Source organism: Clostridium sp. LIBA-8841, assembly GCF_057782475.1.
On record NZ_CM173488.1, the window covers coordinates 1,469,071 to 1,495,748 of the forward strand.

The 26,678-nt window shown below is 27.8% G+C and carries 23 protein-coding genes; 21 read left to right on the forward strand and 2 right to left on the reverse strand.

Features of this window, described 5'->3' with window-relative positions:
• Positions 1–494: 494 nt before the first annotated feature.
• From AC2A4K_RS06365 to AC2A4K_RS06425, 13 genes are all read left to right on the forward strand, one after another.
• Entirely contained in the window at positions 495–1,271 is a 777-nt protein-coding gene (locus tag AC2A4K_RS06365) for an ABC transporter ATP-binding protein (RefSeq protein ID WP_322503791.1), read from the forward strand.
• Positions 1,261–3,300 carry an FtsX-like permease family protein gene (locus tag AC2A4K_RS06370; RefSeq protein ID WP_322503790.1) on the forward strand — a complete coding sequence of 680 codons (2,040 nt, stop codon included), beginning with the start codon at positions 1,261–1,263 and terminating at the stop codon, positions 3,298–3,300. The genes AC2A4K_RS06365 and AC2A4K_RS06370 overlap by 11 nt, the downstream gene beginning before the upstream one ends.
• A gap of 454 nt (positions 3,301–3,754) precedes the next feature.
• On the forward strand, positions 3,755–4,309 hold the full coding sequence (locus AC2A4K_RS06375) for a DUF6512 family protein (RefSeq protein WP_322503789.1): 555 nt from the start codon (positions 3,755–3,757) through the stop codon (positions 4,307–4,309).
• A 198-nt stretch (positions 4,310–4,507) separates the two neighbouring features.
• A complete protein-coding gene (locus AC2A4K_RS06380; RefSeq protein ID WP_488458853.1) occupies positions 4,508–5,113 on the forward strand; it encodes a sugar O-acetyltransferase in 606 nt (201 codons plus the stop codon).
• A 457-nt stretch (positions 5,114–5,570) separates the two neighbouring features.
• Positions 5,571–6,017, forward strand: a complete 447-nt coding sequence (locus AC2A4K_RS06385) for a P-loop NTPase family protein (RefSeq protein WP_322503787.1) — start codon at positions 5,571–5,573, stop codon at positions 6,015–6,017.
• A 133-nt stretch (positions 6,018–6,150) separates the two neighbouring features.
• Complete coding sequence (locus tag AC2A4K_RS06390; RefSeq protein WP_488458847.1) at positions 6,151–7,131, forward strand: GNAT family N-acetyltransferase; 981 nt, start codon at positions 6,151–6,153, stop codon at positions 7,129–7,131.
• A 76-nt stretch (positions 7,132–7,207) separates the two neighbouring features.
• Positions 7,208–7,738, forward strand: a complete 531-nt coding sequence (locus AC2A4K_RS06395; protein WP_322503785.1) for a GNAT family N-acetyltransferase — start codon at positions 7,208–7,210, stop codon at positions 7,736–7,738.
• Between the two features lie 34 nt (positions 7,739–7,772).
• On the forward strand, positions 7,773–8,339 hold the full coding sequence (locus AC2A4K_RS06400) for a flavin reductase family protein (protein ID WP_322503784.1): 567 nt from the start codon (positions 7,773–7,775) through the stop codon (positions 8,337–8,339).
• A gap of 258 nt (positions 8,340–8,597) precedes the next feature.
• Positions 8,598–9,761, forward strand: coding sequence for a hypothetical protein (locus AC2A4K_RS06405; protein WP_322503783.1), 1,164 nt, complete (start codon positions 8,598–8,600; stop codon positions 9,759–9,761).
• A 37-nt stretch (positions 9,762–9,798) separates the two neighbouring features.
• The gene (locus AC2A4K_RS06410) at positions 9,799–10,629 is read left to right on the forward strand and encodes a DUF2268 domain-containing putative Zn-dependent protease (protein WP_322503782.1); all 831 of its coding nucleotides are present in this window, start codon (positions 9,799–9,801) and stop codon (positions 10,627–10,629) included.
• Between the two features lie 14 nt (positions 10,630–10,643).
• On the forward strand, positions 10,644–11,330 hold the full coding sequence (locus AC2A4K_RS06415) for a response regulator transcription factor (RefSeq protein ID WP_322503781.1): 687 nt from the start codon (positions 10,644–10,646) through the stop codon (positions 11,328–11,330).
• Positions 11,323–12,354, forward strand: coding sequence for a sensor histidine kinase (locus AC2A4K_RS06420; protein WP_322503780.1), 1,032 nt, complete (start codon positions 11,323–11,325; stop codon positions 12,352–12,354). Before AC2A4K_RS06415 ends, AC2A4K_RS06420 begins: the two co-directional genes overlap by 8 nt.
• A 761-nt stretch (positions 12,355–13,115) precedes the next feature.
• Positions 13,116–13,637 (forward strand): hypothetical protein, encoded by a 522-nt coding sequence (locus AC2A4K_RS06425; RefSeq protein WP_322503779.1) that lies wholly within the window; start codon positions 13,116–13,118, stop codon positions 13,635–13,637.
• Positions 13,638–14,522: 885 nt separating this feature from the next.
• On the opposite strand, the gene AC2A4K_RS06430 is transcribed toward AC2A4K_RS06425, so the two are convergent.
• Together AC2A4K_RS06430 and AC2A4K_RS06435 are read right to left on the reverse strand one after the other, a co-directional pair.
• Positions 14,523–15,767, reverse strand: a complete 1,245-nt coding sequence (locus AC2A4K_RS06430; protein ID WP_322503778.1) for an MFS transporter — start codon at positions 15,765–15,767, stop codon at positions 14,523–14,525.
• A gap of 145 nt (positions 15,768–15,912) precedes the next feature.
• On the reverse strand, positions 15,913–16,386 hold the full coding sequence (locus AC2A4K_RS06435) for a MarR family transcriptional regulator (RefSeq protein ID WP_322503777.1): 474 nt from the start codon (positions 16,384–16,386) through the stop codon (positions 15,913–15,915).
• A gap of 297 nt (positions 16,387–16,683) precedes the next feature.
• Here AC2A4K_RS06435 and AC2A4K_RS06440 point away from each other — a divergent pair, with 297 nt between their 5' ends.
• From AC2A4K_RS06440 to AC2A4K_RS06475, 8 genes are all read left to right on the forward strand, one after another.
• Positions 16,684–17,121 carry a hypothetical protein gene (locus tag AC2A4K_RS06440; RefSeq protein ID WP_322503776.1) on the forward strand — a complete coding sequence of 146 codons (438 nt, stop codon included), beginning with the start codon at positions 16,684–16,686 and terminating at the stop codon, positions 17,119–17,121.
• Positions 17,122–17,391: 270 nt separating this feature from the next.
• Complete coding sequence (locus AC2A4K_RS06445) at positions 17,392–18,063, forward strand: response regulator transcription factor (RefSeq protein WP_322503775.1); 672 nt, start codon at positions 17,392–17,394, stop codon at positions 18,061–18,063.
• Between the two features lie 107 nt (positions 18,064–18,170).
• Positions 18,171–19,085, forward strand: coding sequence for an ATP-binding protein (locus tag AC2A4K_RS06450; protein ID WP_488458848.1), 915 nt, complete (start codon positions 18,171–18,173; stop codon positions 19,083–19,085).
• A 119-nt stretch (positions 19,086–19,204) separates the two neighbouring features.
• Positions 19,205–19,957 carry an ABC transporter ATP-binding protein gene (locus tag AC2A4K_RS06455; protein WP_322503773.1) on the forward strand — a complete coding sequence of 251 codons (753 nt, stop codon included), beginning with the start codon at positions 19,205–19,207 and terminating at the stop codon, positions 19,955–19,957.
• Complete coding sequence (locus tag AC2A4K_RS06460) at positions 19,957–21,852, forward strand: ABC transporter permease (protein WP_322503772.1); 1,896 nt, start codon at positions 19,957–19,959, stop codon at positions 21,850–21,852. The genes AC2A4K_RS06455 and AC2A4K_RS06460 overlap by 1 nt, the downstream gene beginning before the upstream one ends.
• Positions 21,853–22,349: 497 nt before the next feature.
• Positions 22,350–22,850 (forward strand): pentapeptide repeat-containing protein, encoded by a 501-nt coding sequence (locus AC2A4K_RS06465; RefSeq protein WP_322503771.1) that lies wholly within the window; start codon positions 22,350–22,352, stop codon positions 22,848–22,850.
• 833 nt (positions 22,851–23,683) lie between these two features.
• Entirely contained in the window at positions 23,684–25,894 is a 2,211-nt protein-coding gene (gene katG / locus AC2A4K_RS06470; protein ID WP_322503770.1) for a catalase/peroxidase HPI, read from the forward strand.
• Positions 25,895–26,378: 484 nt separating this feature from the next.
• The gene (locus tag AC2A4K_RS06475; RefSeq protein ID WP_322503769.1) at positions 26,379–26,648 is read left to right on the forward strand and encodes a hypothetical protein; all 270 of its coding nucleotides are present in this window, start codon (positions 26,379–26,381) and stop codon (positions 26,646–26,648) included.
• The last annotated feature ends 30 nt before the right edge of the window (positions 26,649–26,678 follow it).

Consider the following 26,678-nt stretch of genomic DNA (forward strand, 5'->3'; position numbering starts at 1 on the left):
CCTACTTTCTACCCTAATATTAACCTATGTAGATAGGAAATTTATATCTTTTAAAGATTCTGCTTTAAATAGTGTTGACTTTAAGGTAGGTCTTAAGGAATATCTTAAAATCAACATCTTTTTTATCAATATAAATAATTATCTACATATAATTTAAAAAGTTTATTTCCTGAATTTAGAATATTGATTTATTAGAATATAAAACTTTTAGGTTAATAATTCAAATTACTTTGATTATTATATTGATAATTAAGATTTAGTTTTAAAATATAACTTCAAGTAAGCTTCATAGTTGAGTAATTTTTTATTAAAAGTTAAATATTTGAAATGGAAAATTCATAATAAATCATAGCTTTTTAAAGAGGAAAGTAATTTATGCACATTTTTATATATAAAACCTTTCATCAACTGTAAGTTTTATGTTGCAGGGTTATTTTGTATAATTAACACAGATGAAATTAAAAAACAGTTTTTCATAAAGGGGAAGAATAGAGATGGTAGAAAAAATATTAGAAGTGCAATCATTATGCAAATGTTATGGGAAAAAAGGTAACCTTACAAAGGCTATAGATGGAATTAGTTTTCAAGTTGTAGATGGAGAGTTTGTTGGAATTATGGGAAGTAGTGGTTCTGGAAAGACAACATTACTTAATTGTATTGCAACAACTACTAGTCCAACTGAGGGAAAGATTCTTTTAAAGGGTGAGGATATAGGAAGTTTCAAGGGTAAGAAGTTAGCAAATTATAGAGGAAATCGTATAGGATATTTATTTCAAAACTTTGAGCTTATTGATAATTTAAACGGTAGAGAAAACATAATGCTACCAATTGCAATCCACAATATGCTGGGAAAAGAGGATGAAAAAAGAATTGATGAAATCATAAAGTATCTAGAGATTGAAGAAGTCATTGGCAAGTTTCCTTCTGAGATGTCTGGTGGTCAAAAACAAAGAGTAGCAGCTGCTAGAGCCTTAGTTTTAAATCCAGAAATAATACTTGCAGATGAGCCAACTGGTGCCTTAGATTCAAAAAATGCAAAGCTATTAATGGAGAAGTTTTTAGGGTTAAATGAAGAACAAAAAGCAACAATTTTAATGGTAACACATGATCCAAATGCAGCTAGTTATTGCTCAAGAATTTTGTTTATTCAAGATGGAGTTATTTTTCATGAACTTAGAAAGAGAGTTCCAGAGGAGTCACAACAGGATTTTTATAAGAGAATCATTGCAGTAATGGCTCAGTTAGGTGGAGGAAGTGCAAATGTTCTTTGATTTAGTTAAGAAAAACAGTAAGCAAAACAGAAAAGAGAATGGAATTTTCTTTGTCTCCTTAATTGTGTCAATAATAGCATTTTATATTATATTGTCCTTGAAAAATCAAGATGTAATACTATTTTTAAAAACAATGGAAAGTGATGCTATAAGCAGATTATTATTAATAACTCCAGCTTTATATGGCGCTTCACTATTTATTCTATTCTTCCTGGTGTACTTTGCAGGAAAGTATCAGCTAGAGAGAAGAAGTCATGAACTTGGAATGTATTTAATGCTAGGAATGCGTCGTAGCAAATTATTTTCAATGCTTTTATTAGAAGAACTATGGAATAGCATTATATCACTTATTATTGGGATTCCTATAGCTATTTTCCTATCAGAAATGATCAGTATGATTACTGCAAAAGTGGTTGGACTTGGAGTTATAGGACATAAATTTTCATTTTCAATTGAAGCAATATTATTAACAATAGTTGGGTATTTTCTTATTAGATTAGCAGCATTATTAATATTAAGTGGAAGTATTGCAAGAAAGGATATAACAGAGTTATTATCACCTTCTCAAGAGGAAAAACACAAGGTTTATAGTAGAATTTTTATAATAGTAAAGTTATTACTAGGAGCTTTAATATTAGTTACCGCTTATGGATTAGCAATTGAAGGCTATGCATGGGAATCACTTAAGAACATGGGAATAACCATTGCTTTAGGAATCATAGGAACATTCCTTTTCTTTAATGGAGTTGGAATCTTATTTGAAATTATTCTTAAAAAGAGAAAAAATAAAAATGGTTTAGAATTATTTACATTTAGACAGTTACAAGAAAATGTATTTTTAAAATCAAACTCTCTTGCAATCTCATCTTTACTGGTTTTATTAGCACTTTGTTGTTTTGGTTATGGGGTTTCTGTAAGTTTCAATTCAAGTTCAAAAAATCAGCATGTACTAGATTATACTTTTAAGGGAAATGGAGAAGAAATAAAAAAGGAACTAGGTAAAGAGCCAATAAAAGATTATATTAATAAGATCTGGGATGTTAAATTAGGAATGATAAAGGAAGATGGGGAGTTTTCTGCAAAGAATTTAATAAAAGCAGTAGAAAATCAAAAGGATTCTGAGGGAAAAGATGTATTATTAAACAATCTTCAGTACTTTGAATATCCATATTTAATTTCCTTATCAGGATATAATGAGATCTTAAAGACTGCAGGCAAGGAGCCAATTAAACTTGAAAAAAATCAAGTAGCTTTATTTAATGGATTAGGATTTTCTTATGGAAATACTGCAGAAATTTTAAGAAGTGTTCTTAAGGAAAATTTAAATGTAGAGATAAAAGGAGAAGAATATGAACTTGTAGGAAATCTATATCAGGATAATATAGTTACAGATAAATCTATAAACATAAGTTATGGATTGATTGTTTCAGATGAAGATTTTAATAAGCTTATAGATGGAGATTACAGCTCTTATTGGAATGCAACTTTAAATAATAATATTATAGAAGAAGAGGGCTTAATGCAAGCAATTTTAAAAGTGAATAAATTAATTGATAAAACAGGATTAGAATATGAAAGTTATCTACAAAATATGGGAAGACAGCTATTTTATAAGGTGGCAGCTAGCTATACAACAATTTATCTAGCTTTAATTTTCTTGATTATTGCTAATACAGTTATAGGAATTCAATTCTTAATGCAGCAGCAAAAGACAGGAAGACGTTATCAAACCTTAGTGCGCATTGGAGGAAGTTATAAAGAACTATGTAAATCAGCTAGAAAGCAAATAAAGTGGTATTTTTGTCTTCCAATAATAGTTTCAGCAATTGGAAGTATATTTGGTATAAGAGCATTATTCTCAGGAGTTGCTACAGCAGAGATGAAAAGTCAAATCATCTCACTAATGACAATTGCATTACCTACAATTATTATCCTTTGTATAGTAGAGTTTACTTATATTATTGCAGTAATGAGAATAAGCGACAAACAAATATCAAAGCTTATGGATACTAAAAGAGAAGATAATTAAGGTTGAGGCATCAAAACTTAGATATAAAACTTATAAATATATTCGAAGAATTACTGGATTTCACTAAGAATTTATAGCAATTACTTCGAATATTTTACTAAAGCGAAAAACTTCCTTCGGTTAAGTGAAAGTCAAAATTTTTAATTTTGCTTTTTGAACTTATACCTTTGAGCGAAGGGAAAAGGTGCTTCCTAATAATTTTTAACGTAAAATATTCTTCGTAATAGCTTAAATTCTAAAGTTCATCCAGATATTCTTTTTATATTATTTATAAGTTTTATTAATTAGTTATTTTAAGGTGCGCCCCGTTAAGTAGACACGGTATAAAAGACTGTGTCTACTTAACGGGGCGATTTTTTATTAGAAATAGTTAGGTTTACATTATATTAATTAAAGTATATTTTAAAATTATATGAGTAAATTAAATATATATAAATTAATCAGGAGGCAAAATATGAAATATAGGGATTTATCCGCTCCGGAAAAATGGATATTAAAAGGTATCCCAACCTTATTTGTTATAGGCACAATAATGCATTTTGCATATGACTTATCTAAAAATAATCCTATAGTGGGACTATTTGCTGCTGTAAATGAAAGTATATGGGAGCATTCGAAAATGGTGTTAATACCTGTAATTTTATGGTGGGTGCTTTATTACTATTTTAAAGGTAAGCAGTACTCTATTAACAAAAACAAATGGTTTCAAAGTGCACTGGTAACTCTTATTATTTCATTGATAACAATACCTATGCTTTATTATTTTTATACCCAAGCATTTGGAGTAGAGCTTTTAGTAGTAGATATTATAATTCTATTACTTGCAATTATATTTGGTCAATTACTTGGTTTGCACATTTATAAGCATGGTAAAGGTGTTAATTCAAGCATTATTATAATAGTTTTTATAGTGTTAATTGTTATGTTTATGATATTTACTTTTTATCCTCCTCATATACCATTATTCCAAGATGGTATTTCAGGTGGTTATGGTATAAATAAAATGTAAAACTTATATATATAAATTAGAGTTTGTTGAATTTTTGTTATTTAGATTAACAAGTAAAAATGTAACTTTTTTATAAACAATAATAAAAAAATATAAAGAATAATAAAGAAATGATATTATTTTAGATAAAGTAATATCATTTTTTTATATTTAAAAACATTATTTAGGGGGAGAAAATTTATGAATGAACGCGATAAAATGTTAAATGGTAAAATATATGATCCATTTACAGAAGGATTACCAGAAGAACGTGCAAAAGCACATAAACTTTGTAAGTTATACAATGATACATTTGAAACAGAAACTGAAAAACGTAAGGAAATTATCAATGAATTGATGCCTGAATGCCATGAAAGTGTTTATTTACAGGGACCAATTTACTTTGATTTTGGAAGTAATACAGTTATAGGAAAAAATAGTTATGCTAACTTTAACTTTACAGTGCTTGATATTTGTAAAGTTACAATTGGAGAATGCGTTTTTATTGGACCAAATGTTTCTTTATTGACTCCTAAGCACCCACTTTGTTATCAAGATAGAAACCCATATTATAATGAAAAAACTGGAAAAGTCACAGATATGGAATATGGTGCGCCAATAACAATTGAGGATAATTGCTGGATTGGTGGAGATGTAACTATTTGTGCTGGAGTAACTATAGGAGAAGGCTGTGTTATTGGAGCGGGATCTGTAGTAACAAGAGATATTCCAGCGGGTAGTCTTGCATTTGGAAATCCATGTCGTGTGAGTCGTGCAATTACAGAGGAAGACCGTCTTTCTGCTCATCCAGAGCTTTTTATATAATAACTATGATTTGAAATTAAAATAATAATATAAACTATAGCATAGATAAACAAAGAGAAATAGAGTAATAGATGAAAAGTAATAATCTATTTTATGTTCAAAAAACATATGTTAATTTTTATATTCTATTAAGTAATAATTAAAGTGAAGAAGATATAATATCATAAAAGATTAAAAAATATAACTTTTTAAAATATAGTTAAAATAAGACCTTAAGTTATAGAAGGTGCTAAATATGCTAGTAAACCTTTATAGGAATACATAATTTTAGGATTAAAAAGTTATTTATGAATTGAAAGAGGTTCAGTTAATGAATCTCTTTTTTTATAAGAAATAGTTGGGTTTATATTACATTAATTAAAGTATATGTTAAAATAAATAGAGTTATATTTTTATAGTACTGATTTATAAATAAGAATTTGTAGTGCAGATTTTTTATGGGTGGATAAGATATGATATGAAGATTCTGATTTTTGGAATTGTAGCAAGTGGAAAGACGACATTAGCAAAAAAAATTTCTAAAGAATTAAGTATTCCATATTTTGAAGGTGATTGTATTGCATGGGGTTTTTCAGATGGAAAGAGATACAAACATTCTGATGAGGAACAAAAAAGCATTATTGAAAAAATAGATAAAAATGAATCGTGGATAATAGAAGGAACATATCGTAAAAGTCAACAGCTGATTTATGATTTAGCAGATAAAATAATTTTCTTAGATACGCCTTTATATAAAAGAAAATTTAGAATAATAACTCGATTTATAAAGCAAAAAATTGGAGTTGAAAAAAGTAATTATAAGCCAACTTTTGAAATGCTAAAATACATGTTCAAATGGACCAATGATTTTGAGAAGAATAGACAAACATATGAAAGTAGACTTTTGAATTATGAAGTAAATTAATTTGGGTTAAGTCATCAAAAGAAGTAGACAATATATTATTACAAAAGTGATAATTTGAACGAATAGTAATGTTATACTTTAAAATATTTATATGGTAGATAAATTAAATTATCAGTAGTAACTGGAGGAATCAATGAAGTTTATAAAATTAGAATTAAAGTATATAGATGAGGCAGTTGAATTGGCAATTGAAGAATATAAAAATGAATGTGCTAGCAATAATCAATTGTTAGTGAAAAATTACAGGGAAAAATTAAAGGAATCGTTAATTGGTATTTTTAATAGCAAGTATGGATTGATGGCAATAGAGGATGAAAAGCTTGTTGGATATTTAGTATTTGTGGGTGGATTTGAAGGACAGTTTGGAGATGTAAAAGGTTCATTTTCACCATTGTTTGGAAGTGCATTTGCAAGTGAAAATAGAAAAAGAATAGCGTCGATGTTATTTGAAAATTTATCTAAATTGATGATTAAAGATGGTATATTTAGTTTTGCAATTTGTAAATATGCACATGATAAAGAAATAGCAGAATCATTGATATTCAATGGTTTTGGTATACGTTGTAGTGATGCAATCTTAAATTTGACATATATAGATGAGGTGAAGATAGATAGTGGATTTAGATATGAAGAAATTGGCTATCAAAAAGCCAGTATATTATTAGAGCTGAAAAATAGATTTTCTAATCATATGAGAGAAAGTCCTATATACATGCCGAGAGCACACTTAACAGGTGATGAGTTTGCAGCAATTTGTGAGAAAAGGAAAAGTAGGTTTTTTGTTGCATATGATGGTAACAAAGCTGTGGGATATATTGAAGTCTGTAAAGAAGCTGAAACTTTCATTTCAGAAGACCCAGAAGTACTAAATATCTGTGGAGCTTATGTTCATGAACAATATAGAAATGGATTAGTAGCAAGAGAACTTTTAATATATACTATGAAGATATTGGCAGATGAAGGTTTGAAGTATTTAGGTGTTGATTTTGAAACATTAAATCCTACTGCAATTCAATTTTGGACAAAATACTTTGAATGTTATACTTATAGTTTTGTTAGACGAGTTGATGAAAGAATTGCAGATTATTGCAAAAATGAGAGTTTTCACGAATAGCCGAAAATAAAATAGATAAGATTATAGTTAAAATAAGAGTAGTTTTAAAAAATTAATGAAAGATTGGGATGAAATTATGGAGGTTAAAGTAGTTTTAGCTACTGAAGAAAATGCAAATATTATAAAAAATATTTATCCGTTATATTTGTATGATTTATCAGAGGTTTATGGAAATGTACCTAATGAATATGGCATTTATGAAGAGGAACCTATAAAAACATTATCAGAACAATATGATGTTCAAAATATCTGGTTTCAAAAACCAGATAAATTATTTCCATTCATAATAATGGTAGATGGTAAGCCAGCTGGATTCGATTTAATAGCAACAGGTGAATTTGCTCCTAAAGAAATGGATTATTACGTTTATGAATTCTTTTTATTAAGACCATATAGAGGTAAAAATATTGCAACCATTGCAGCAAAAAAGGTGTTTGATATATTTTCAGGAAAATGGGGATTATACGTGGCACCATATGGTATGAATCCTAGAGCAGAAAAGTTTTGGAGAAAAACTATTAGTGAATATACCAAGGATAACTTCAATGAAAAAAGTGGATCAACATTTGATGGAGATAAAATAATATTCTCATTCGATAATGTATAAAAGTAGTTAAAATAATAAAAAGGCGGTGTCTAATTTGGACAAATTAAAAGTAGGAAATATACCTTTTATATATCCAATTCCAGCAATACTTGCAGGTACAATAGTTGATGGAAAAGTTAATTATACAACTCTTGGTAACTGTGGAATAATGAGCGTCAATCCAGCTGTAATATATATTTCTTCAGAAAAAACTCATTATTTAAATATTGGAATCAAAAATAATGGTTTTTTTAGTGTAAATATACCTTCAACTAATTTGGTGCAAAAAACTGATTTTTGTGGATTGTTATCAGGAAATAAAGGTGATAAATCTGAAGTTTTTGAAACATTTTATGGTGAAGTGAAGGATGTTCCTTTGATAAAAGAATGTCCAGTAAATTTGGTTTGTAAGGTTATTAATAATATAAATATTCATCAAATGGAAGTATTTGTTGGAGAAGTAGTAGAAGTTTTCATAGACAAGGACTGCTTTACAGATGGTGAGCCTGATACAGAAAAAATTGATCCATTAATATATACAATGGATAATAATTATTGGCGCATTGGAAGTAAAGTAGGAAATGCATTTTTTGATGGCAACAATTATAAAAAATTATATTAATTATGTGCAGGATAGAAAAATATTTTTATACTAATAGCACTTTTGAGGTGCAAAATTATAAACTATCATAAGGAATCACTAAAGTTCTAAATCATGTATTTGGTTTAGAACTTTTTATTATGTATATTTTAATGCTATGGGAATTTGTGGAATATAATTTGAGTTTATGTTATTATGACACTAATGGATAGGCAGAAATTTGACACTTACTTAGATAGTCACTATTTATATCATAAGATATATAATGAGGTGAGATGTATGGAAAGAGACTTACAAGAAAATATAGTTGGCTCGTACAGAGGTATAAGAAGATTGTTAGGTAAACGGTTTAAAGATAACTTTGTATTATCTAATAAACTTATAAAATACAATAATTTAGAAGAAGCTCTATTAGACTTCACTAAATATGAGAAATTATTAGATGGAAAAGATAATAATGAGTATATACTTAAAAAAGTTATTGCAACAAAATATTATCTTATGTCGTTACTAAATTATGATATTCCATATGAAGAATATGTGAAAAATACAATTGGAGTTACTGTTAAGACTACATCACAAAATATAATAGATGATATAGTGAAGGAAGTTAAAACCAAGTTAGAACAACTAAAAATAAGATATACCAAAAAAGAAATATATGAAAAATTTTATAGCTTTTCAATGAATAGAGAAGATTTAAAAGAATATTTAACAAATGAATTAAAAAGGCAAAAATCTATAGTAGAGAGCTATTTAGAATTAGAATTTAATGATGAATGTATTATAGAGTTTGTAGATGAAAAAGTTCCTTATGGATATTACTTAAATATTGGTGAAGATAATTATATATTAAAAGTCAATCTAAATATGGACAATAGTAGGTTTAATAAGGCAAATTTAAGATACGCTGTAGCACATGAGATTTTTGGACATGCAATGCAACTTTCATATTGGAATAAATGTATTAGAGAAAAAATAATCAATGAAATTTGCGGTTGTGAAGAAGACTATGGGCCTGAAATAATACAGTTAGAGGGCGTAGGAGAATCTATAGTATATTTTGTTTTTAAAGATGAAATAGATTTAGAAATGGAAGTTGAGCTTTTATTAGATAAATTACATCACCTAGTACAGAATAATTCATATGTTATGTTTAACTCTGGATATCCTTTAGAAGAATGTGTTGATTATTACTGTGATAATTACATTCTTAGTGATAGAGAGTCTGTAAGAAAACGAATATTGTTGTCAAAAGAAGATTCATTTTATAGAGCAAATTTATATTCATATGGAAGTTCATTGCTTACTTTTATAAAAATTAGTGAGGAATTAGACTTAAATAAGAGAAAAGAATTTTTTAGACAAATGTACCTACAGCCAATGACATATGATGAAATATTGAAATACTCTAAAAAGTTAAAACTAGAGATAACTTTTTAGCATGAAATAACTAGTTTTATGTTAGGAGATGGTGTTAATGAATTTTATAGATACATATGATGAGATTTTAGCTTGCTTTTCATCAAATGAATTTAATATAGAGCTTTGGGAAACTTATTCAAATATTATTTCAAGGGAATTAGCTAATAAAGTTAAAATTGATATTAAAGATTATAATTATACAAAAGATATACTTCCTGTAATTGAAAAAACTCTGACAAGTAGGGGAAAATTAAAGCAAGTCCATGAATCATTTATAGCAGTTTCAGGTAATATTAGATATAAATTTAATGAAATATTTCAAGAGGATTTTGATGTAGATATTATTTTATACTTAGGGTTATGTAGTGGAGCAGGTTGGGCAACATCACTTGATAATAGAAATGTTATTCTTCTTGGAATTGAAAAGATTATTGAACTTGATTGGTGTGATGAAGACAGTATGTTTGCTTTAATAGCTCATGAAATAGGTCATGTTTGGCATAGAACTAAGGGTGGATGTTTTGGAAAGCAAAACAATATTAGTGAAAAAGCACTTTTTCAACTTTATAGTGAGGGAGTAGCTATGTTATTTGAGCAATTACTATGTAGAGATGAAAATTACTATCATCAAAATCAAAATGGATGGATAGAGTGGTGTGAAAAAAATTTAGTTGAACTAAAGAGAGAATACTTAATAAGAATTACTAATTCTGAAAGTGTAAAAGACTTCTTTGGAGATTGGAATAGTTACAAAGGGTATTCAGATGTAGGATATTTTCTTGGGTGTAAATTTGTTAGGTTTCTTTTAGAAAAATATTCACTTACAGAAATGCTTAGTATGGAAATGGATTTAATGTTAAAGGAATATATTGATTTTTCAAAGTAAGGAAGGGGATTAAGATGAAGAGAATAGTTGTAGTTGAAGATGAATTATTTATGAGGGAAGAGCTTGTTTATATTTTGCAAAAGGCAGGATATGAGGCTTCCTGTATAAGTGATTTTTCAAATGTAGCAGAGGAAATACTTAAGGAATCTCCTGAACTTGTATTACTTGATCTTAATTTGCCAGGAATAACTGGTTTTGAGATATGCAAAGAAATTAAGATGAATAGTACAATCCCTATATTAATTTTAACTAGCAGAGATCAGTTGAAGGATGAACTTCATGCATTAGGTTTAGGTGCTGATGAGTATCTTACAAAACCATGCAATAAGGATAGATTACTAGCTAGAATTTCTAACTTGCTTCGTAGAAATGAAGATAGGAATTATTTTGTTGAGATAAGAGGAGTAAAACTTGATTTGCAGACATATACAATGTATTTTAATGAAAAATCAATTGTGTTAAGTGAGAATCAAGGAAAGATAATGGAGCTTCTTTTATCTAATCCAAATGATATTGTTACAAAAGATATGCTCTTTGAAAAGATATGGGGAACTAAGGATTATATTGATGAAAATGCATTACAAGTTAATATGACAAGATTAAAAAAGACAATTAAGAATTTAAATATGGACTATGAAATCATGACTATACGTGGGAAAGGTTATAAGCTTGTAGCTATTGAGGAAAAGAAAGATGATTAGAAAATTGATTAATATATTACTAAAATACAGGGTTTGGTTTATTGTTACTATTATTTTAAATGTTATGTTTGGAATATTTATTTGGTTAATTAATCCTGAGAGCTTTATCCATATTTTCCCAACCATGCTTATTGGCTCTATTTTAATATATAGCTTAATTGGTTTTATTCTTTACAATAAAGAGAAAAGACAATTAGAAAGAATCATGGAGTTTATAGAAAATCCAGATTTAAGTGAAGAGGAAGCTTGTCTTGAGTTTTTCTATGGTGAGGAAAAAGAGGTTATTAAGTTAATAGGTTCAAGGCTTAGAGAAAAGGAAGAGAAGATTAAAAATCAGGACTTAAACTTAAAAGAGTATGAAGAATACATAGAAACATGGGCTCATGAGATAAAAACTCCATTATCTTTAATGACCTTTATCCTTGATAATAGGAAGGAAGAACTTTCTTTTCCAATATACCAAAGGCTAGAATATTCAAGAAGTAAAATGCAAGAGGATATTGAGAAAATGCTGTATTATTCAAGGGTTAAGGCAGATCATTTAGACTATATATTCAGTGAAATATCACTTAAGGAAATTTGTAATGATGTTTTAGAGGAATATAAAAACTTAATAGAAGAGGAAAAAATTATTATTAACAATGAAGTAGGAGATAGTAAGGCAGTTTCTGATAAAAAGGGATTATCCTTTGTTTTAAGACAGATATTAAGCAATTCAATAAAATATACTGATAAAGAAAAAGGACAAGCTTTCATAACACTTTCTACCAATGTTAATAAAAATAATGGAACTATAGAACTCATAATTAGAGATAATGGGATTGGAGCTAATTCTTATGATTTACCTTTTTTATTTGATAAAGGATTTACAGGAGACACTGGCCAGGAAAGAAAAAAATCAACTGGAATGGGGCTTTATTTAGCAAATCAAGTTGCTAATAGTTTGAACTTTAAAATGGAAGTTTCAGAAGATTATAAAGAAGGCTTTGAAATATCTTTGATATTTCCCATAGTAGAATATTAGTTCAAACTTACTTGAAAAAGTAGGAAGTCTATTTGTTCTTAAGGCGATTATAAGAGCTAAACAGTTTATAATTGAAAATTAATTAAATTATTACAATAAATATAAAAGGTATAAATATATAAGAGATATAAGAGGTGAAATCAATGAGTGAATTATTAGCTACATTAACAGCTATAGGTGCTACATTATTCTTCATAGGCTTTTTTGATAAAGATAAGAAGAATAAGAAGAAGTAATAGTTTAAAATTATTCACACATAAAAGATTATGCTTAACTAATAAAAACTTACTTAAAAAGCAATATATTAAGTTAAGCATTTCTTTTCATAAAATTTATAATTCTATAAATAATAAAAAGGCTTATTATTTGTACATTATTTTATGAACTCAAAAGTAAATAAATAGGAAGACAATTTGTACAGGCAATCACATGTGAAATTACAAGAAATTCATATGTGATTTTTTTATGTTTTAGGTGAACCTTAATTTTGAGTTATCCTTTTGGAATTAACTTTATCTAAAGTGAAAATCAAAATTTTATATTGTGTACTTATCTATTTGAGTAAATGGAAAATATGTATCCTATAAGTGAAATCATCTGATTCAGACTCAAGAAATTCATTAGAATTAAATAATAAGTAGATTAATATAATAAATAAATGATGCATATTGGCTAAAAGGTATGCTAAATTAGAAATTTAAAAGGGGGGGTAACTTTAGTGGTAGTTTTGCATTTACATGTAACATATCACTAAAGGCACAATGAAAAGAAATAATAAAATAATATTAGGATTTATAGTTATTTGCTTAGCAGTAATATTATCTATTTCCATTAGAATGTATTATAAGAATAATGGAGTAGGGAGAAATTTAGGTACATTTAAAAAGGTAATATTAAATGAAAAATATAAAGATACACAGTTTTTCAGCCTAGAAGCTATGGGCATAATAGAAGAAACTGCAGAAACAGGGATATACACAAATATAAAAGGTGATACCATAAATAAAGTTATGGATATATTAAGTGATATAAAGCTTAAGGAATACGAGGGAGTAAAATACAATCAGCAAAATTTTTTGAATCTTAAATTTATTGGAGCTGATGAGGCTTATTTAGAGGTGGTAATAGTCGATAATAAAGTTATGTTAATTCAAACAAATGCCTCTAGTGATGAAAGATTTTCAGAGGGATATGAGATTGTAAATAATAATAATGATGTTATTAGAAAACTAGAAGAGATATTGAATGATTATATAAAGTTATATAAAAATAGTGATACGTAAATTAAAATTTAATATTCAATAAGAGTAGAGGAACGTAAAATCACGTTCCTTTGTTTTGTTGGATTTATGTTTTTATTATTTTAGTGAATTTGTGTTTTGATTTTATATGTGAAAGTAGTTATGATTTATAATATGAATTTAAGGATTTGCACTTCAAAAGGAAATCTGTTGTCAAAAAGGAGTTACAAAGGAATTATATTTAAGGCTCTGTTTTAAACCAATGGTGATATATGGGTATAATAAAAGTAGATAAGTTAAATTAACTTGTCCAATTTTATTATAGTTCGTAATAGTTTAATACTACGAATTTAATTTTTCTTTAAATCCTACAAAAAGCAAGCCTATCCAACCTAAAATCAAGCAAAAAATTGTTATGATTAGAAATGTAAAAGCAGTAATAATTAAATTAGGGTCCTCAAAAAAATAATATCTTATTAATAAATTTATGATAACGGAAGCAATACATGCTATAGCAATCGGTAGTTTGTTCTTACTGACAATCCTCTTTCCACAATGTTTACAAATAAAATGTCGTGCAAATAGATTTTTAGGTTTATGTTTACAAGAGTTTTCCACTATAATCACCTCATACAATTTTTTTAATTTAGTATAAAATATAAATAATCTGTTATTCGCCATAATATACAATTGTTTATTAATCATACTTTTATTATACATAACTTATGGTTTATAATTTCAGTGATAAATGCTAATTAAACAAATATTGGTTGCCTATTTTTAAAGTCCTTTATTATCGTATAATTATTAGTATAACTATAATACTTTATTTATATGGACATATCCAGTTATCAACACTCATTTAAAACAGAGCCATATTTCTTTAAATTTATATAAATAGCTTATGAACATTTAGTCCAGCAGTTTTTATATAAGTTGAGAACTTTTCTTAGTAGATTTAAATAAAACAGGTATTGCTAATCCTATAAGAATAACACCCATAAAAGCAGGAGCAGAATGTCCAAGTGATACATAGACTTGTCCTCCAATAATAGGGCCGATTATTCTTGCTAAAGATTGAAGAGCTTGGCTACCTCCTTGAATCCTTCCTTGCTCGCTGGAATCTCCAGATTTAGAAAGCATTCCATTAAATGAAGGGCCAAAAATTGAATCTCCAAAACCAAATACAAACATCCCAACTATGAAAAAAGGATAGAAGGTGAAAATAGCTGATGCTGCAATAAGAGCATAGCCTATGATTTCAGAGGCCATTCCTAGAATTGCTATCTTTGTATCACTAAGTTTCATTAAGAGTTTTGGCATTATTAAACCTTGTGAAATAATATCCTGTATTCCCATAATAGAGAACATAAGTCCTATTAATGTAGGAGACCAATTAAAAGTATCCATTGTAAATAGTGAAAAGATTGATTGTAAAGATCCGTTAGGTATCCAAATTAAGAAGGCTGAAATAAGTAACCTTTTTAATGTCTTCATTGAAAGTACACTCATAAGTTGGGTAAATGGATTAAGTCTTACAAGAGTGATTTTCTTTAGTCTATTATTTTCATGAAGACTTTCAGGCATATATAACATTCCATAAACAAAATTCAGTAAGGTGATTATTGCTCCAAAATACATTGGTACAGCATATCCAAACTTTGCTAGTAAACCGCCTAGAGTAGGGCCAATAGCTGCTCCTATACCTGCAATTGCGCTTATCCATCCAAAGTATTTAGTTCTTTGTTCCTTAGGAGTTATATCTGCAAAATATGCAAAGATGGTACTTATATTTCCACCTGTTATCCCATCTATTATGCGTCCAATAAATAGCATCCATAGAGAGCCACCTATACCAAAGATTAAGTATCCAATTGAGGAACCTAAAAGGCATATTAAAAGTAAAGGACGACGGCCATATCTATCACTTAAAGCTCCAAGTCCAGGAGCTACAAAAAATACACAAACTGCATAAATAGAGGTTAGTAGAGTAACAAAGAAGGCTTGTTCACTAGCATTGCTCACATAAGGTTCTACTAAAAATGGAACAACAGGAGCTATTATACTAAATCCCATTCCACAAAGAAAAACAGACATAAGACCAAATGTTAAAGCCTTTTTATCTACTATTTCTCCATTCTTTTCTTCATTATATGATTTAGATTTAAACATTTAAATTCTCCTTTCAAAACGTTTATTGTTTCCTTGTCAACAATAATCATAAATCAATTTTGTTTCCTTGTCAACAAAATAATGAAAATAAAAAATGCAGCCCATTCTAAATAGAACTCTGGACTGCTCATGTTATTATATAAATTTATTCAGGTTTAACATCTAAACCAACCTTCTTTATTTCTTTATCTAAATGACTTCTATATTTTTCTACGAAGCTAATCATATCATTAAATTGTTCCTCAGTTACATCTTCAAAGACAGCTTTATCACGCTCTTGAAACTCATTATGAAGATCATCATGAATTTTATTAATTGCTTTTCCTTGTTCAGTAAGTTTAAAGTAGATTTCCTTTTTGTTATCCTGCTTTTGATAGCTCTCAATAAGGCCTTTTTCTATAAGTTTCTTAGTTAATTTACTTATAGCACCCCTAGTCATGTAAAATGACTCTGCAAGTTTCGTTACGTTACAATCTACATTTTTTGCAATATATTCAATGCAATGCACTTCAGAAGGCTTATAACCTTTAAGATGGTCTTCCATCTTAGACTTATTAAGCCAAGCCATCTTGTTAAATAAGTCTCTAAAACCACTTATGACCTGCTCCTCTTTGTTCATGGTTTATCCTCCCATCTCTTCATTCATTAAGAATATTATATTAAACTTTTGTTTCTCTTTCAACAATCTTATTTATATATAAGTGTTGTGGGATTTTATGTAAAAATAAGACTATTCATGGTAATATAATATTAAACTAAACAATAAAAAATATTATTAAAGGCTAAATCATTTTGTTTATATTAAAGGGGGAGAAGGTTTATGAATTCTTTAAAAATAAAAATATTTAAGTATATAATTTGATGTAAATCAATAAATAGTTTTTATTAGTAAATCGAGTTGAATAGAGGTGATAAAATGAAAAAATTAAAGTATATTTCTGTAGTAATATGTGTGGCTTTTATCTTTTCATTTGGTTATAATATCTATCAATATAGTAGGATAAAAGAGACCAAAAAGGGGTTAGCATTTAATGTTACTAAAAATTTGCAAGAATTCGCAGGTAAATGTGGTAACACAGAAAATGAAATGATTTTTACTGAACAATATGGAAATATTGTTGCAGCTCACGAATCTTATTGTATATTAAGTGAAAATAATGGGATTCTTTCTGAGGAATGGGCTTATAGTTTACCTGGATTACTTCTTGCAATAAAAGATGTTATGATTAATGATAAAGAGAAATTTAAAGAAGTATTTGAAGGAACAGATACTCCAAATCTAATGTTCAAAATATCAAATAATTTTGAGGATAGAGAATCAATAAATAGGCTTTATAACCTATTAAAAAACTAAAAATAGTTAATAGGTTATTAATGAAAAATGTGATAGTGTAATAGGAAATAAGTATAGTTATTGAGTAGAATCATTTAATAGCTATACTTATTTTATTATAGTCAGTGAATTGCTGCCTTTTAACAATAACTTAGATAAACATATTGAAAGAACTTATCTTAGCACACTTGAATAAATTGAAAGATTTACTTAGATATTCCTATATAAAATGTATTAAATGGCAAATTTATGATAATATTTTAATGAGATAATGACTAAGAGGTGAGATGTTTGAAGAAAATATTGTTGGTTGAAGATGACTTAGATGTTGGAAGAGAGTTAGCTTTATCCTTAAGAAAATGGGCTTTTGAAGTGGAATTAATAGAGAACTTTGATAATATAGTAAAGGAATTTGTAGAGAAAAAACCAAGTCTTATATTAATGGATGTGAATTTACCTTTTTATGATGGATTTTATTGGTGCGAAAAAATAAGAGAGATTTCAAAAGTGCCAATAATATTCTTATCATCAAGAGATTCAAATATGGATATTATTATGGGAATGAATAATGGTGGAGATGATTATATTACCAAACCTTTTTCTGTGGAAGTATTAATATCAAAAATTAATGCATTACTTCGTAGAAGCTATGATTATACTAATTCAGATTCTTTAATTTATTATAATGATGCGGTTTTAGATGTTGAAAGATGTATTTTTAGATATAAGGACAATGAAATAGAGCTCACTAAAAATGAAATTAAAATACTATCAGCACTTATAAAAAATAAGGGGAAGGTAGTATCAAGAGAAAAGCTTATGATGAGCTTATGGAATGATGATGAGTTTGTTAGTGACAACACATTAACCGTAAATATTACAAGGCTTAGAGCTAAGATAAAGGAATTAGGATTATATGATGTCATTAAAACTAAAAAAGGAATAGGGTATTTAATACAATGAATTTAAAAAGGTTTATTAAAGAAAATATAAAAACTATTTTATTTAATTGCAGCATATTACTGACCATTAATATTTATTTCTTTGTATCAAACTTATTAAAAGGCAACATGGGAGAAATATATTATTTAGATGTAATATTGATAATCTTTTATGGGGTTAGTTTTTTCATTAAATATAAAAGCTGGAAAGAAAGATTCAGTACTTTATATGAAATTATGGAAGATGACAATGATATTAATATAAATGATGTTCAGGGAGAATCGCTAGAAGAAGAAATAATTACTTATATCATAAATAAAAAAGAAAAAAAGTATTTGGATTTAATAGAAAGCAAAGAACAACAAATTAAAGACATGGAAGAATATATCTCTAAGTGGGTTCATGAAATAAAGCTTCCTATAAGCGCTACATCTATTATTTTAGAGCGTATGGAGGATGAGGAAGCTAGTACTGATATTAAAAATGAAATTGAAAAGATCAACTTTCTAGTTAATTCAGTAATGTATGGAAGTAGAGCAACAGCAGCTGCAGAGGATATATTTATTTCAGAAGAAAAATTGCAAGATATAGTAAGACAAGCAATAAAAAATAATGCCTTTATGTTGATAAAAAATAATATAGAAATAAAATTGCACAATCTTGATTACTACATTTACAGTGATAAAAAGTGGGTTTTATATGTTTTAGATCAGCTCATTAATAATTCAATAAAGTATTCAAAGGGAAATGGAAGAATTGAATTTTATGGGGAAGAAACAGAGAAATATATATGCTTAAACATAAAAGATAATGGAGTTGGAATAGCAGAGGAGGATTTAGAAAGAGTATTTAATAAAGGCTTTACAGGTACTAATGGCAGAAATACTACATGTAAATCAACTGGAATGGGACTTTATTTTAGTAAAAAGATTTTAGATAAATTAGGGAGTCTTATTGAGGTTAATTCTGTAAAGGATGAATATACTCTATTTAAAATAAGGTTTAATAAAATATCTGATTATACTACCATTACAAAAATGTAACATTGAAAGTCTAAATGTAAGGTTAAGTGAAGGATTAATTATTAAAAAACCACTAAAATTAACTTATAAGCTGATTAATAGTTCAGCTAAATAAGAAATTTGATTTTGGAGGAAAAAGAATGAGCGAAATATTAAAATTAAGCAACTTATCAAAGGATTATGGCATAAAGGGCTTTAAGACTAGGGTTTTAAATAATATATCTCTATCTGTTGAAGAAGGAGAGTTTTTATCTATAATGGGGCCATCAGGAGCAGGTAAAACTACACTCTTAAATTTATTATCGACATTGGACAAACCTACTAAAGGAGAAATACTTTTAGATGGAATAGATGTTACAAAGGTAAAAAATAAGGAGTTATCCAATATTAGAAAAGAAAAAATAGGCTTTATATTTCAAGATTACAGTCTTTTAGATAACATGACATTAATGGATAACATAGCACTTCCATTAGCATTAGGAAGAAAGAAAACTAAGGAAATTGAAGAAAAAGTTATTAAAATGGCAGAGGTTTTTGGGCTAAAAGAGCACCTTAAGAAATATCCTTATGAACTGTCAGGAGGGCAAAAACAAAGAGGAGCTGCAGCTAGGGCCTTAATCACAGAGCCAAGGGTTATATTTGCTGATGAACCAACAGGAGCTTTAGATTCTAAATCTTCTATTGATTTATTAGAATGCTTAAAGAAAGTTAATGAAGAAAATAAAGCTACTATAATAATGGTTACACATGATGCCTTTTGTGCAAGTTATTCTAAAAAAGTTTATATGTTAAGTGATGGAGAATTTAAGTGCCAATTAAATAGAGGGCAGGATAGAAAAGAATTTTATGGAAAGATAATTGATTTATTAGCAACTTTAGGAGGTGCTAAATAATGAGTATATTTTCCATTGCCTTTAATAACTTTAAAAATAATATAAAGACATACAGTATGTTTTTTATATCAATGATATTTTCAGTAATTATTTTAAATAATTTTATAATACTTATAGATGGAGAGGCATTAAATATTTTAGGTGAATTTAATGCTTCCTATACAAAAATGATATTAAGAATGATAAGTTTAGTTTTAGGAATTTTTATGTTTTTCTTTATATGGTACACATCAAATGTATTTTTAAGAAATAGAAAAAAGGAAATAGGGCTATTTACTTTTATGGGAGTTGACTTAAGGACCATCGGCAAAATATATTTTACAGAAATGATGCTAATTGGACTATCTTCATGTGCAATTGGAATAGGGGCTGGGGTATTATTTTCTAAGTTTTTTCAAATGATAGTTTTTGCAGTTGCTAACTTTAATGTGGATGTTAAGTTTGAAGTTACAGTCAATTCAATAGTGGTTACATTTTTAATATTCATGTCTATATTTTTGTTAATGAGCATTAAGGGATTCGTTAATATTGCAAGTAGTAAGGTAATTGATCTTTTAAATGATAGCAAAAAGACAGAAAAAATGCCTAAAATAACTGTGTTTACTTATATTATTGCTATTGTATCCATAGGATTGATTACATATGGATATCACTTGATCTTTAGCTCTAAAATGAATGCTTTAAAAACATTGATTTTAGTTTGTATAGGTACTTATGGATTATTTTATGCTGCTATTCCAATAGTTCTTAATTCTTTAATTAACAATAAAAATATATTATATAAAGGGGAAAATATAATAACTATTAATAACTTAGCTTATAGAATAAAGAAGAATTGTACTACTTATGCTACTATAGTTATTTTAACAGCATGTACAATTACTGTCCTAGGTACATCAGTATCCATGAGAAAGCTTTATTCAATGAGCGAAGAAAATGATCAATTGTTTTCAATGTCTTTTTCTTCTTCAAATGCAATGAATAATGAAAAAATATCAGAGGAAGTTACAAAGGTTTTAGGAGAAAAGAAATTTGACTTAAACACTGATGTATTAATGGTTAAAGATAATATTCAAAATGGGGAACAAAAGTATATAGTATTACCTTATGATAAATTCACCAGTATATTAAAGAGTAATGGATATGAAAAAGACTTAGAAAAGGTTAATAAAGAAATGGTGCAAGGAGATAAGGTAATATATATTCAGCGCCCAGGAACATTATTAAGTTTAGTTAAGAAAAATAATGTTACTGTTGGTGATAAAACTTTTGAAGTAAGTGAAAGTGATATAAGATTTAAGGTTTTAGGATCATTAATTAACTATCCTGCAGTGGTTGTTAACAATAGCCAATATGAAAAGCTGAAAAATAGTGGTGAAATGATAAATTTTTATGGCATTAAAGTAAAAGATGACAAAGAATTATTAGATAAAGATATATTAAATAAATTAGGCGCTGGATTAAAGCCTTATTTAACAGATGATGTCAACTTTCAGGTAGGTATATATGAGACTGAAAATGTAGCATGGTTAAAGCTTGTCTATGCAATTGGAGCATTTCTATTTTTAGTATTTATACTTGCAGAGGCTAGTATAATTTACATTAAGATATATAGTGATGCAAATGATGATAAAGAGAAATATAAAATCCTAAAAAATATAGGAGTGTCAAAGAAGGACTTAGGAAGAGCAATCAGAAAGGAAGTTTCATTGTTTTATATACTTCCACTATCAATAGGGCTTCTTCATAGTTTCTTTGCAATACAAGCTTTAGGAAAATTCTTATCAGAAAACTTAAATCTAACATTTATTATAAGCGTATTAGTATCAATATGCATATTCTTTATAAGTGCAATTATATCTAATAAAAGCTTTAAGAGTATTGTTAAGGTATAAATTGAATATAGAAAATAATATGTAGAATATAGAGTTTCTTAACAGTAAGTTTTAATGCAGTTAAGGAACTCTTTTTTATATTTTAACTGTGATAATGTGACATCATATAAACTTGCTGAAAAATGTGGCTTTGAACTATTTGAGAAAAGAACTCCAATTAGTCATAAGCAACCTAATATGGAAGGTGAGAGTTATTTTTACTATCGTAAGTATAGATATAAATTAACTCGTATTTTTTTAGAATTTATAAAGATTATTATATATAGTTAATTATGATAGTTTATTGCTATATATATTCAATATATATTTAATATATAATTAAAAAGTTTATTTGAGAAAAACTGATTAACTAAATTATAATTGCGAATATTAGTAAAATTTATTTAGGATATGATAAAATTTTAATGTTATAGGTTATAAAGGTGTTTTTATAAAAATATTAATTGTTTTGTTAAAAAAATCTATATAATAAATTAATATTTTGAAAGGGTGATTTTATGGGAAGAGGAAAGAAAAAAAGAAAAGCTAAACTTAGAGAAAAAAGAAGTTTAAAAAGAAAAAAAGGATTAAATACTCCACTCAATTTATTTAATAATATATTAAGACCACTTAGAAGCAACTTTTATTATGATGGAACTATTCATAATAAAAGTTCATCAGAAAGTTCTTTTTACAATATACGGTTTAAAAAAGTAAATATTACTTATTGTAAGTTTAAAAAAGTAAAATTTAAGGGCATTGATTTTATTTTTTCTAACCTTAAACATAGCAGCTTTGTAAATTGTTCATTTGAGGATACTGTATTTTTTGCTACAAATATAAAATATGTTAAATTTAAAAACTGTACTTTTAAAAACGTTTATTTTTTTAATATAGATATAGCTAAATTTAGTAGTATAGATTATTTAAACTCAGAAATATCAGTAATAAATGAATATCCTAATTTGACATTAAGTCCATTATTAATTAGTTCATTAAAAAAATTTATCACAGAATGAAAGAATTTTTAAAAATAGAGTGGTTCATGTTACGAGAAATAAGCCTAATTATTGGATTATAAGTATTTTGTTAAAAGACTTTTCTCAATATGAATTGGCTAAGGGATTTAATAAACTTTCACAGAATAATAATCATAACAGCAATAAGGACTTTTTTACATACTCAAGTTTTAAAAATTTTCTTTATAAATACTTGAATAAATGTTAAGAATTTCATATAATTATAATTGTCCTGCCTCGGAATCAGGAAACTGATGAAACACTAATGGAAGTTACGGGGACTAGTAAACATATTAGTTAGTATTCAAGGAGGGATGTCTATGATAGGAAATATTTGTACTGTTTTAGGATGTTTATCATTAATTATTGGTAGTGCCGTTATTCCTTATTTTTTAAATAGTTGTCCTCCTCGATTACTCGAGGTTTAAGTTTGGTAGAGTTAATATAAGAATAATACAATATTTAATGTTTTGCTTTGAAATTATCATTAAAATCAATAAAAATAAGGAACTATATGAAAATAAATATTCATATAGTTCCTTTTAAATTTACTCTGAAAACTATAATAGTTATCCAATAATATTAAAAGATATAGATAATACAAATTACATATTCTGAAAGATTAATTAAAATAAAAGAAAGTTTTTACTGAAAATAGATTTTAATAAATAACGTATAATATGTTATTTTCCAATTTACTCATAGTACTAGTTATATATTTATATAATTTACTGTAAGAGTATTTATATGAGAAAGGTTACATTACTTATATGTATACATAAATTAAGTAGGTGTGCAGGTAGGTAAAGAAGAAGGGTAAGGAGGATAGTGTTATGGTAGAAAGAAAATGTCCAGTCACAGGAAGAACAAGTAAAGCAATGGCAGGTGGTGGAACAACTAATGAATATTGGTGGCCAAATCAGCTTAGGCTTAATGTTCTTCGTCAAAACTCAGAGCTAAGCAATCCTATGTCTAAAGATTTTAACTACGCTGAAGAATTTAAAAAGTTAGATTATTATGAACTAAAGAATGATTTATATAAATTGATGACAGATTCTAAGGAATGGTGGCCTGCTGATTATGGTCACTATGGACCATTTTTTATACGTATGGCTTGGCATAGTGCTGGAACTTATAGAATTGGTGATGGCAGAGGAGGCGGAGGTCAAGGATTGCAACGCTTTCCACCACTTAATAGCTGGCCAGATAATGTGAATTTAGACAAAGCACGTCGTTTACTTTGGCCAATTAAAAAGAAATATGGGAATAAAATATCTTGGGCTGACCTCATAATATTGACAGGTAACTGTGCATTCGAATCTATGGGATTAAAAACAATTGGTTTTGGTGGTGGCAGAGTGGATGTTTGGGAACCACAGGAGGATATTTACTGGGGTAGTGAGAAAGTATGGCTTGGAAATGAGCGTAATAAAGATGACAAAGAGGATAAAGAACTTGAAAATCCTCTTGCTGCTGTACAAATGGGCTTAATTTATGTAAATCCAGAGGGACCAAATGGAAAACCTGATCCTACGGCATCAGTTAATGATGTAAGAGAAACATTCTCTCGTATGGCAATGAATGATGAGGAAACTGTTGTTCTTATAGCAGGTGGACATACTTTTGGTAAATGTCATGGTGCTGCATCACCTTCATATGTTGGACCAGAGCCAGAAGCTGCGCCTATTGAACAGCAAGGATTGGGGTGGCAAAATAGTTATAAAACTGGTAAGGGGCCAGATACAATAGGTAGTGGAATTGAAGGTGCATGGAAAGCAGAGCCTATAAAGTGGACAATGGGTTACTTAAAAACATTATTTAAATATGAGTGGGAATTAGTTAAAAGTCCTGCAGGGGCATACCAATGGCTAGCTATAGATGTAGATGAAGAGGATATGGTAGTTGATGCCCATGATCCATTTAAAAAGCATAGACCTATGATGACTACTGCAGATTTAGCACTTATTAATGATCCTATGTATAAAGCAATAGCAAGGAATTACCTAGATAATCCAAAAAAATTTGCTGAGGATTTTGCCAAGGCTTGGTTTAAGCTAACACATAGAGATATGGGACCAATATCAAGATATCTTGGACCAGAAGTTCCAAAAGAAAGATTTATTTGGCAAGACCCAGTACCACAAGTTAACTATAGATTGATTAATAAAAAGAATATTTCAGAACTTAAGAAAAATATTTTAGATTCAGGATTGGGAATATCAGAACTTGTTACAACAGCTTGGAAATCTGCATCAACATTTCGTGGTTCAGATAAGCGTGGAGGAGCAAATGGGGCAAGAATATGCTTAAAACCACAATGCCAATGGCAAGTTAATGAGCCAGAAAGACTTAAGAAGGTTTTAAATACCTTAGAAAGAATTCAAATGCATTTTAATATGTCACATTCAAAGGGAAAGAAAGTTTCTTTAGCTGATATTATTGTATTAGGCGGATGCGTTGGTATTGAAGAAGCTGCAAAAAATGCAGGGCATAATATTACTGTTCCTTTTACTCCAGGACGAAATGATGCAATACAAGAGGAAACAGACATAAATTCATTTAGTGTTCTTGAACCTAAGGCAGATGGATTTAGAAACTATGTAAAAGATGAATATGCAGCAACATCAGATGAAATGTTAATAGATAAAGCTCAGTTATTAAACTTAACTATTCCAGAAATGACAGTGTTAATTGGTGGTATGCGCGTGCTAAACACTAATTATAAACAATCAAAGGATGGGGTGTTTACAAAGAGGGAAGAATGTCTTACAAATGATTTTTTTGTAAATCTTCTTGATATGGATACAATGTGGAAAGCCATGCCTGAAAGTAAAGAAAGATTTATAGGCTTTGATAGAGAAACAGGTAAGGAAAAATGGACAGCAACAAGAGTAGACCTTATCTTTGGCTCAAATTCACAACTTCGCGCAGTTGCTGAGGTATATGCATCTAATTGTAATGAGAAAAAGTTCATAGAAGACTTCGTAGCTGCATGGAATAAAGTAATGAATGCAGATCGCTTTGATGTTGAAGAAGAACAGTGAATTTAACTTTACTATATATTATAAAAAAATAAAAATAACTCATTTACAGTTGTGTCAGAGAACCGTACTATAAATAAATGAGGGTTATAATAATATTAACCATTGATAGTACTTGCTTAAGGCTATCTTTATAGGTTAAAATACCGTATCATAAGTAATTGAGATTTTTATTAAGCTTGGATAATTGAATATATGTAGAATATAGAGTTACTTAACAGCAAGGTTTAATGAAGTTAAGTAACTCTTCTTTATATTATTTACTGAGAATTACAGTAATATCTATAATAGTATAATTTGTTTGAATAATTTTATAGTTTAAGAAAATTATTAAAGTATTTTGTACTATCATAAAATCTAGAATTTTTTATGATTTTTTTAGTTATACATTATAAATGACAAGTTATGCATTTTGTATTGTAATTAATTTCTTATAATGTAAAATATAATCAAAAGAATATATAACTTATTGTTAGGGGGATTTAGAGTGAGTGAAAAAATAATTGGGAAGAATTCTACTACTATATTAAATAAACTTAAAACATCAATTATTATATTTTTCATTTCAGTATGTTGCATGCTTGGTGGATCATTTTCTCAAACTACATCTGAAATTGGATTCTATATATCTTGGTTAGTATTAATATTAGGAGTTATTGGCTTGTTTATAAGTAGCATATTATTTATGGTTTCTATATATAAAGCTTTAAAATTTATTTTAACTTCACTAGATATATTATTAGAAAATAAAAAATAACTAGGAAGCAAGAGGCTAGTAAAATAGCGG